This is a genomic window from Streptomyces sp. NBC_01750 (assembly GCF_035918095.1).
GTDB lineage: Bacteria > Actinomycetota > Actinomycetes > Streptomycetales > Streptomycetaceae > Streptomyces.
This window is the reverse complement of sequence record NZ_CP109137.1, coordinates 6,782,862-6,792,741: the sequence shown is the minus strand read 5'-3', so window position 1 is coordinate 6,792,741 and position 9,880 is coordinate 6,782,862. Positions and strand designations below refer to the sequence as shown.

At 69.4% G+C, this 9,880-nt stretch carries 3 protein-coding genes and 1 pseudogene; 2 read left to right on the top strand and 2 right to left on the bottom strand.

The genetic code is table 11. From position 1 onward, the window contains the following. Window positions 1-18: 18 nt before the first annotated feature. A pseudogene (locus tag OG966_RS30735) lies at window positions 19-4,764 on the bottom strand (type I polyketide synthase); the annotation flags it as partial. An 84-nt stretch (window positions 4,765-4,848) separates the two neighbouring features. Then, window positions 4,849-5,718, bottom strand: a complete 870-nt coding sequence (locus tag OG966_RS30730; protein ID WP_326653219.1) for a sugar phosphate isomerase/epimerase family protein — start codon at window positions 5,716-5,718, stop codon at window positions 4,849-4,851. Window positions 5,719-6,049: 331 nt separating this feature from the next. Between OG966_RS30730 and OG966_RS30725 the strand changes: the two genes are divergently transcribed. Further along, window positions 6,050-6,706 carry an O-methyltransferase gene (locus tag OG966_RS30725; RefSeq protein ID WP_326653218.1) on the top strand — a complete coding sequence of 219 codons (657 nt, stop codon included), beginning with the start codon at window positions 6,050-6,052 and terminating at the stop codon, window positions 6,704-6,706. A 345-nt stretch (window positions 6,707-7,051) separates the two neighbouring features. Beyond that, a complete protein-coding gene (locus OG966_RS30720) occupies window positions 7,052-9,832 on the top strand; it encodes a helix-turn-helix transcriptional regulator (protein WP_326653217.1) in 2,781 nt (926 codons plus the stop codon). Window positions 9,833-9,880: the final 48 nt, after the last annotated feature.

Below are 9,880 nucleotides of genomic sequence, written 5' to 3'. Positions count from 1 at the left end.
TTCCGCCGCTTCCTTGGGTCAGTTGCTCGCGCCGAGACCGAGCTGACTGTCGATGAAGTCGAAGACGTCATCCGCGCTGGCCGACTCCAGCCGGCCGGCCAGCTCACCGCCTTCGGTGGGACTGCTGAGCCGTGTGAGCACGGACTGCAGCCTCGCCGCAGCGCCGGACGTCGCGAGGTCGTTAGGCGCCATCGTCTCGATCGCCCGCTCCAGCCCGGCCAGGTGCTCGTCGAGCATCGCGGCGGCCTGCTCGGCCGGATCGGGGCAGAGCTTCGAGCGCAGGTGCTCGGCCAGGGCGGCGGGGCTGGCGAAGTCGAAGGCGAGAGTGCTGGGCAGCGAGAGGCCAGTGGCTCTGCCCAGCCCACCGCGCAGCTCGACGGCCGTGACCGAGTCGAAGCCGAGGTCGGCGAAGGGCCGGTCGAGGTTGAGCGTGGACGGGTCGGAGTAGGCGAGAACAGTCGCCACCTGCGTACGCACCATGTCCAGCAGGGCATGCAGCTGGCCCGCAGGCGGCAGTGCGGCGAGTGTGCGGGCCAGCTCGGAGGTACTGCTTTCGTCGGCGGCCGAGCCACCGAGCGCGGCGCTCACCTCGGGCAGGGCGTCGAGCAACGGGCGCGGACGGGAGAGCGTGAACGTGGGCGCGAACCGCGCCCAGTCGAAGTCGGCCACCACCTGGTGCGTGGGGGCCACGCCGCCGGCGTGACGCAGCGTTCGCAGCGCGGTCGCGGTCACCATGGGCGGTGCGCCTATGCGGCGCATGTACTCCTCGGCCTCGGCGTCGAGCATGCCGGTGTCGAGCGGCCCCCAGGCCATCGCGGTGGCCGGCCGGCCGCGGTGGCGCCGTTCCTGGACGAAGCCGTCCAGGAACGCGTTGCCCGCGCTGTAGGCGGTCTGATTGACACTGCCCCACACCGCGGCGCCCGAGGAGAAGACCACGAACGCATCGAGCGGACGGTCACCGACGGCCTCGTCCAGCGCCAGCGCGCCGGCCACCTTGGCCCGGATCACATCGGTGAACTCCTCGGCCGACAGCTCCGTCAGGGGAGCCAGCCGCTGCGACTGCCCGGCGGCGTGGACCACACCGGTCAGCGGCAGGTCGGCGGGGATATCGTCGATCAGCCGGCGCAGGGCGTTTGCGTCGGCGGCGTCGCAGGCGGCCAGGGTGACCGGTGTGCCCGCCTCGGTGAGTTCAGCGGCCAGCGCCGCGGCCTCGGGCGACGAGCCACCGCGGCGGCTGGCCAGCACTATGTGCTCGGCACCGTTGTCGGCGAGCCACCGGGCGACCTCACTGCCGACACCACCGGTGCCGCCGGTGACCAGGACGGTGCCGCGCGGCCGCCACATCGATGCGATCGGGTCCTCGATACAGGCGTGCCGCAGGCGGCGGCCGTGGGCCGTTCCGTCCCGGACGGCGACCTGGTCCTCGGTGCCGTCGGCGAGCACTCCGCAGAGCGCGTCGACGTCGGCCTCGCCGAATGTGGCAGAGAGGTCGACTATCCCGCCCCAGATGTCGGGGTGGTCGAGCGCCGTGCCGACGGCCACGCCCCAGAGCGCCGCCTGGTCCGCGGCGGTGACCTCACCCGGGTCGGCGACGGCGACCGCGCCGGTCGTGACACACCAGAGCCGTGTGCCGAGTTCGACGTCCAGGACGGCTTGGACGGCGGCGATGGTGGCAAGCAGACCATGCGTTGCGGCGGGCGAGTCCCCGGGGCGGCGCTCACCGCCGAGCAGGGACACGATGCCCGCCGGCGCCGGTCCGTCGGCCAGCTTCGCGCGGAGCAATCCGGCGATGTCGTCTCGGTCGGCTTCCGGTACGTCGATGACGGTCGGCCGGGCATCGGACCGTGCCATGCCGGCGAAGACGCTGTAGCCCACCACGTCATCGCTGCCGGCCGGGACGAGCAGCCACCAGTCGCCGGTCAGGGTCGCGGGCCCGGTCGTGGTCGACGGCTCCCAACCGACCTCGTAGCGCCACTCGTCGAGGAGCTGCCGCGCACGGTCCTCGGCGTGCAGCGGGGGCGTCGGCGCGTCGGCCCAGTACCGCCGGCGTTGGAAGGGGTAGGTGGGCAGGTCCAGATGGCGTGCGGGGGCGGGGGCGGGCAGGTGCCAGTCGACGGGCACACCCGAGACGTGGAGGTGTGCGGCGGCGGTGAGGAGGGTGGTGTGCGCGGTGGTGCCGTTTTTGGGGCGGCGCATCAACGGCGCGAACGTGACCGTGTCGGTCTCGTCGAGGCTCTGGCGGGCCAGAGCGGTCAGTACCGCCTCCGGACCCACCTCCACCAGCCGCGACACCCCCAACCCGCGCACCGTGGCCAGACCATCGGCGAACCGCACCGGCTCCCGCACATGCCGCACCCAGTACGACGGATCCGTCAACTCCCCGGACACCAGCCCACCCGTCACATTCGAAACGACAGGAACCGACGGCTCCCGGAACGTGAGGGAAGCGGCAACCCCGGCGAACCGCTCCAGCATCGGCTCCATCAACCGCGAATGAAACGCATGCGACACCGGCAACCAACTACTACGAATCCCATGCTCCTCGGCCCGGGCAGCGACCGTCTCCAGGTCCGGCACAGCACCGGAGACCACGATCGCGGCGGGGCCGTTGACCGCCGCCACATCCACCCCCAGACCTGCGGTCAACTCCCCGGCCCGGTCAACCTCACAGGCCAGGGCGAGCATCCCGCCACCGGAAGGCAGAGCCTGCATCAACGACCCACGCGCCACCACCAGCCGCGCCGCATCCTCCAGACTCAACACCCCCGCAGCCCAAGCCGCGGAAATCTCCCCCACCGAATGCCCCACCACCACATCCGGCACCACACCCCAATGCCGCAACACCGCAACCAGACCGGCCTGCACCACAAACAGACCCGCCTGAGTGAACACCGTGGCATCCACCCCCGCAGGATCATCGCCCCACACCACCTCCCGCAGAGGCCGCTCCAGATGCACATCCACCGCCGCACACGCCTCATCAAACCCCGCCGCAAACACCGGATTACAGGCATGCAGTTCACGGCCCATACCCAGCCACTGCGAACCCTGCCCCGTAAACAACCACCCCGTACGCCCCGACACCACCCGCCCCACCACCGCACCCGGACCTGCGGACACCGAAGACCCCGTGCCACCGGACGCCAACGACGACGAACCCGGAACTGCGGACGCGAACGACGACAGGGCATCAATCGCCTCCTCCCGGCTGGACGCGATCACCACCGCCCGGTGCTCCAGCCCCGCCCGCCCACGAACCAGCGCCGACGCCACCTCCCCCACACCCACATCCGCACGCTGCTCCCACCAGGACGCCAACCGCCCCGCAGACTCCACCAACGCCTCCGCAGACCGCGCCGACACCACCACGGCAACAGCATCCGGCCCGGCGGAATCCTCCAGCGCGGGCACAGGCTGACCCTCGGACGTGGGCAAGTCGTCGACAGCCGGGGGTTGTTCGATGATCACGTGGGCGTTGGTTCCGCTGATGCCGAACGAGGACACCGCCGCCCGCCGCGGCCGCCCCACCACCGGCCACGTACGGGCATCCGTCAACAGCGACACCGCACCCGCCGACCAGTCCACCTGCGACGACGGCGCATCCACATGCAACGACGCCGGCATCACACCATGCCGCATCGCCTCCACCAACTTGATCACACCCGCCACACCCGCAGCCGCCTGCGTATGCCCCAGATTCGACTTCACCGAACCCAGATACAACGGCTCACCCGCACGCCCCTGCCCATACGTCGCCAACAACGCCTGCGCCTCAATCGGATCGCCCAACCGAGTACCCGTCCCATGGGCCTCGACCACATCCACATCGGCAGCGGACAGACCCGCATTGGCCAGTGCCTGCCGGATCACCCGCTGCTGCGACGGACCATTCGGCGCCGTCAACCCATTCGACGCACCATCCTGATTGACCGCACTGCCCCGCACCACCGCCAGCACCGGATGCCCCAACCGCCGCGCATCCGACAACCGCTCCAGCAACAACAGCCCCGCACCCTCACCCCAACCCGTACCGTCCGCCCCCTCCGCGAACGCCTTGCACCGACCATCCACCGACAACCCACGCTGCCGGCTGAACTCCACAAAAGCGTCGGGAGCGGACATGACGTTCACGCCGCCGGCCAGCGCCAGCGAGCACTCCCCCGAACGCAGAGCCTGTGCCGCCAAGTGCATAGCCACCAACGACGACGAACACGCCGTATCCACCGTCACCGCCGGCCCCTCCAGCCCGAAGGAGTACGACACCCGGCCGGAGGCGATGGAGCCCATGTTCGCGTTGCCCGGGTAGTCGTGGTAGACCAGCCCGGCGAAGACGCCCGTGCGGCTGCCGCGGACCGAGGTGGGATCGATGCCCGCTGCCTCGAAGGCCTCCCAGGCCAGTTCGAGCAGCAGCCGCTGCTGAACATCGGACTCGATCGCCTCGCGCGGGCTGAGCGCGAAGAAGTCGGCGTCGAACTGGTCCGCGTCGTGCAGGAATCCGCCCGCGCGTGTGTAGGACTTGCCCTCGACGCCCGGCTCGGGATCGTAGAGGGCGTCGAGATCCCAGCCACGGTTGGTCGGGAACGCACTGATCGCGTCGACCTCGTCGGCAACCAGTCGCCACAGCTCGTCGGGCGTGGCCACGTCGCCGGGGAACCGGCAGGACATGCCGACGATCGCGATCGGCTCGCGCGCCGCGTTCTTCAACGTGTTCAGCTGACGCCGTGTGCTCTGCAGTTCGGCGGTCGCCCGCTTCAGGTAGTCGCGAAGCTTGTCGTCCTGCTGGGGCTGGGATGCCTGGGTCACGGAAGCCGTCCTGACTGGGTGCTGGGGGACCGGGCCGGGAGCCGCTCAGCGCCTGTCGAGCAGCGCGTCCACGGCGGCCAGGGTGTGCTTGGCGTTCTCCGCCGGGGAAAGCGCTCGCAGCGATGCGGACAGCACCTCCACCGACAGGTCGACGTCGGGCTGCCGGCGCTCGACCTCGCGCAGCAGCCGGGGCAGGTCGAAGCTGCCCTTACCGGGCAGCAGCCGGCCGTCCGCGGAGTCCTCCATCAGGGAAACCTGCGGCTCTGCAACGCCGTCGCACAGTTCCAGTCCGCTGATGTGCGCTCCGTCCAGCCGGTCCAGGGCGGCGAAGCCGGTCGGGTCCCGGAAGAAGTGCCAGGCGTCGATCTCGATGCCGCCGTTGGTCCGGTCGGCGTCGAGTACGACCTGCGCCGCGTCGGCGTAGCTGAAGTTGGGGAAGGCGGCGACCGGTTCCAGGGCGATGCGCAGTCCGTGCTCGGCCGCCCGGTCGCACAGGGCGCCGAACCGCTCGGCCAGTACCTCCAGCGGCGGCCGGTCCGACAGTTGCAGGAAGACCGCGGAAGCCTTGAGCCTGGCGATCCCGAACTCGTCGGCCAGCGCGAACATCGGCTGCTCCATCGGCCGTGAGGCGTCGGCGTCGTCGGGCGTACCCCACCACCAGGTCAGTACTTCGAGTTCGCCTATCTGCAGGCCGTTCTCGTCAAGCACACCGCGGACCCAGTCGGCGGAGTGTGTGGCGACCAACTCGGTGAGTTCCTGGGCGTCGAAGCCGATTCCCGTCGAGCCCACGCCGGCCACAGCGGCGGCCCGCTCGGGGAACGGGTACGCGGCGGGCTGCCCCCAGGGCGCCCCGGTCAGGTGGTGGTGGGCGAAGAAGAGCCGGCGGCTCCGCAGAAGATCCACTCGTTCGTCCAATCGTCTGCTTCGGTAGCTGCATCACCGGGCGGGTCCAGCGCGAGGACGCGGGGACGGACGAATCGATCCCGGCCCGGGTCATTCAGCCATCCGACCCGAACACCGCGCCAGCAGACCCGACCCCAGATCGGCGGACTCGGCCCCCTAAGACGCCCGGCACCCCAGCCGCGGCGGCGCCAAGGGGTTCTAGCCTCATCGGCGAACCCGATGCTCAGGTGGACGTGACCGAGACGGATGCGATCCAGACGGACGGGTCGGGCCCGGACAGGTTCCCTCGATCTCCGCCCGGAGTGGCCGCTCGGCCAGCTCCGCACCACCCGAAAGGCATGGCATGACCACTCTCGACAATGAAAACGTCAGCGCACTGCTCGATCGCCTCTACGAGGACGAGCAGGTCAAGGACGCGGCGCCGATCCAGAAGCTGATCGCCGACGGGCGGCCGCCGGAGCAGATCGGCCACGAGGCCCTCAACGAGATGTTCGAGGAGGCGTATCTGCCGATCCACCGGGACGTCGGCAATCTGATGTACCTGCTCTGCCGGACGCGCAACGTCAAGCGGGCCGTCGAGTTCGGCACCTCGTTCGCCGTCTCGACCATCTACCTGGCGGCGGCGGTGAAGGACAACGGCGGCGGCCAGGTGATCGGCACTGAGGTGATGCCGTCCAAGATCGAGGTCGCGAACCGCAACATCGCCGAGGCCGGCCTCACCGAGTACGTCGAGATCCGCGAGGGCGACGCCCTGAAGACGCTGGCGGATCTGGAGGGCCCGATCGACCTCCTCCTCCTCGACGCGTGGAAGGACGACAACCTCACCGTCCTGAAGATGCTGGAGCCCGTCCTGGCCCCCAACGCCCTGGTGCTGGGTGACGATGTGAGCCTCGCGCGCTGGCTGTGGGAGCCGTACCTGGAGCACGTCAACGGTCCGGACTACCACACGGTGGAGCTGCCCATCGGCGACGGCCTGGTGCTGTCCACTCGTCTGGTCTGAGCGATGCGGCCGGCCACATTTCACCGTGGCTGATTCTCGCCTCACGCTTTCAGCCCCCGCCGGGTTCTGGCGGGGGCTACCTGCGTGCCATGTAGCGATAAACCCCTATACACCCACTATACCTATCGTTTCGCCTATGTTACGCGATTCACCAAGCTTGGGCAAACGTTCGAGGAAGTCATTGACGAATTGCAGAGTCTGTGTAGAGGATATACAGAAGTTCGTGAGAGATTGAATTGACGAGTCCCGCGGTAACACGGGAAATCGCGAGCGGCAGGTTGCGTGCACCACCCGGGTCCGCTAGAGACACGGCCGGCTGCGCGACGGGGAAAGCGAGGTTTGGTGATGACTCTGGTGGGTCGCGGTAAAACTCGAATGGACATCGACTGTTTACTTGGCCGCGTCGACTCGGGCGTCGGCACTCTGGCAGTCGTCAGTGGTCCGACCGGCATCGGCAAGAGCACCCTGTTGCGAGCCCTCACCGCACGGGCCCGAGCCGCAGGCGCCACGGTGCTCGGAGCCTGCGCCCTGCGGGAAGAGCGCGACGAGGACTTCGCCGTCGTTCAGCAGCTGTTCACCCAGGGATTCCGCGCTGACGCTACCGTTACGGATCTCACGGACGACGGCGATGCGCCTGGCTGGGTGCACGTCGCGGAGAGGGCGCGACTCGCTGTGACCGCCCTGGCCGAGCACGGCCCGGTCGTGCTCGTCATCGACGACATCCACCATGCGGACCCGCTTTCCGTCCGCTGTCTGCGGTATCTCACGGCGCGCACTGCGCCGCAGTCGCTGTCGCTCTCCGTCATCGTGTCGTGGGACGCGACCGCGGAATCGACCTCTCCGATTCTCCAGGAAATCCTCTACGAATGCGATGTAAGCAGCATTTCCCTGGAGCCGCTGAATTCCGAAGCGGTAGCAGAACTGATGGCGGAAGCAAATGTCGACACGGCCGATACTGCTGACCCGGAATCAGCTGCGCGCTACCACGAATTAACCGGCGGTAATCCACTGCTGATATACGCGCTGATGCAGGACAGACAGGCGCAGCCCACCGCATCAGATACCGGGCCGAATGGTTCCGCATCCGAGCCGATCGCGGGTGACGCGTTTCAGCGGGCCGTCCAGGTCTGCCTGCACCGGATGGGCCCCCTGGCCCGCCAGGTGGCGCAGGGAGTGGCACTGCTCGGGGAGGGCGCTGACGAGTACCAGCTGAGTGAACTCTGCGAGACATCCCTGGGACTGGTGCGGACCGCGCTCCAGCGGCTCCAGGCAAGCGGGCTTCTGGTCGGTTGTACGTTCAGGCACGAGCGGGTCCGCGAGATCGTGCTGGACGCCATCCCGAGCGCCACCGTGATCGAACTGCACCACCGCGCCGCCCGGCTGCTGCACGCCCACGGCGCCTCAACCGAGTCGATCGCCTTCCACCTGCTGGCAGCCGGTCCCGTCAAGGACGAGTGGGGCCTGCCGGTGCTGCGTGACGCGGCGCGCCTGGTGCTCGCCGCCGGCAAGGTCGAGCTCGGCATTCGGTACCTCAAGCTGGCCGACGCCTCCTGCACCGACGACACGACGCGTTACGAGATCAAGGCCCAACTGGCCGAGGTCTGCTCGATGCTCGAGCTCGCCGGCGCAGCCGCGCGCTACCAGTCGCTCAAGACGTCGATCCTGACCGGCCTGATGGCGCCGGGCACGGCCCTTCCGGTCGCCCAGGCCATGCTGTGGAACGCCCAGGTGCATGACGCCGTCGAGGTCATTGACAGCGTTGTTCGGCACGCGGACACCAGTCGCCCCGACGTCGCCGTCGAGATGCAGGTGACCGAGCTGCAGATCGCTTCGAGCTTCCCCGGCGTGCAGCGGACGGCCGTCGCGACACCGCCCCCTGCCCCGGTGTCCCCGGCCGCGGCCTACGCGACGTCGCCGGCGGTCGGAGCGAGGCTCCGGGCGCACCAGTCCCTGCTCTCCGTACTGACCGGCAAGGGCGACGCCTACACCGCGGCGCAGGCGGAGCAGTCGCTGCAGACCGGCAGCCTGCTCGACGAATCGGTCCGCGCCTGCGTGGTGCCCGCCGTGCTCACGCTCATCTACTCCTCCTTCCTCGACGCTGCCCAACTCACCGCCAGCCGCTTCCTCGGGGACGCGATGGACAGCGGCCTGCAGGGCTGGACCACCGTGCTGCGCGGTCTGCTCGGCACGATCGCCCTGCGTCGCGGTGAGCTCGACGTCGCTGTCGAGCACAGCTCGGCGGCGCTGGCCGAGGCGTCGACACGGTCCCTGAACACCCATGGCTGGCTGGCCCTGGCCACCCTGGCCGAGGCGCACACGTCCATCGGCAACCACGAGAAGGCCGCCCAGTGCTTCGCGACGGCGGCCGCGCCCGCGCTGTTCCAGACCCGGTCCGGCCTGCACTACCTCTATGCCCGCGGCCGGCACCACCTCGCGGGCGGACGTCCGTACGCCGCGCTGGCCGACTTCATGACCTGCGGCGAGCAGATGCAGCAGTGGAACCTGGACACCCCCGTCCTCGTCCCGTGGCGGGTCGGCGCCGCCGAGGCCTGGCTCTCCCTCGCCCAGCAGCAGAAGGCCTCGGCCCTGCTGGAGGCGCAACTGGCGATGGGCGGCTTCGGCACCACCCGCTCGCAAGGCATGGCGCTGCGCTGCGTGGCCGCGACGCGGGACTTCAAGGACCGCCTCACGATCCTCAACAAGTCGCTGCACCTGCTGCAAGCCAGCGGCGACCGCTACGAGTTGGTGCGCACCCTGGCCGATCTGAGTTCGGCGCACCGGGCGATCGGTGACAAGGACAAGGCGCGCACGGCGGCCCTGCGGGCACGCCGGATGGCCAAGGTCTGCCACGCGGACACGCTGTCCGACTCGCTGATGGTGGCGACGACCCGGTTCGAATCGACCTCCGACTGGTCGGCGACGAAGGAGCGGGGTTTCGACAAGCTCAGCAAGTCCGAGCAGCGCGTGGCCACGCTCGCCGCGCGCGGGCTCACCAACCGCGAGATCGCCGAGGAGCTGTTCGTGACGGTGAGCACCGTCGAACAGCACCTCACCCGCGTGTACAAGAAGATGAACGTCCGCAGCCGCGAGGACCTCCCCGTCAAACTGCGTGTCTACGCCGCCTGACATCGCGCTCCCCCAGCACCCGTACCGTAACGACAACTGCGGCCCTGC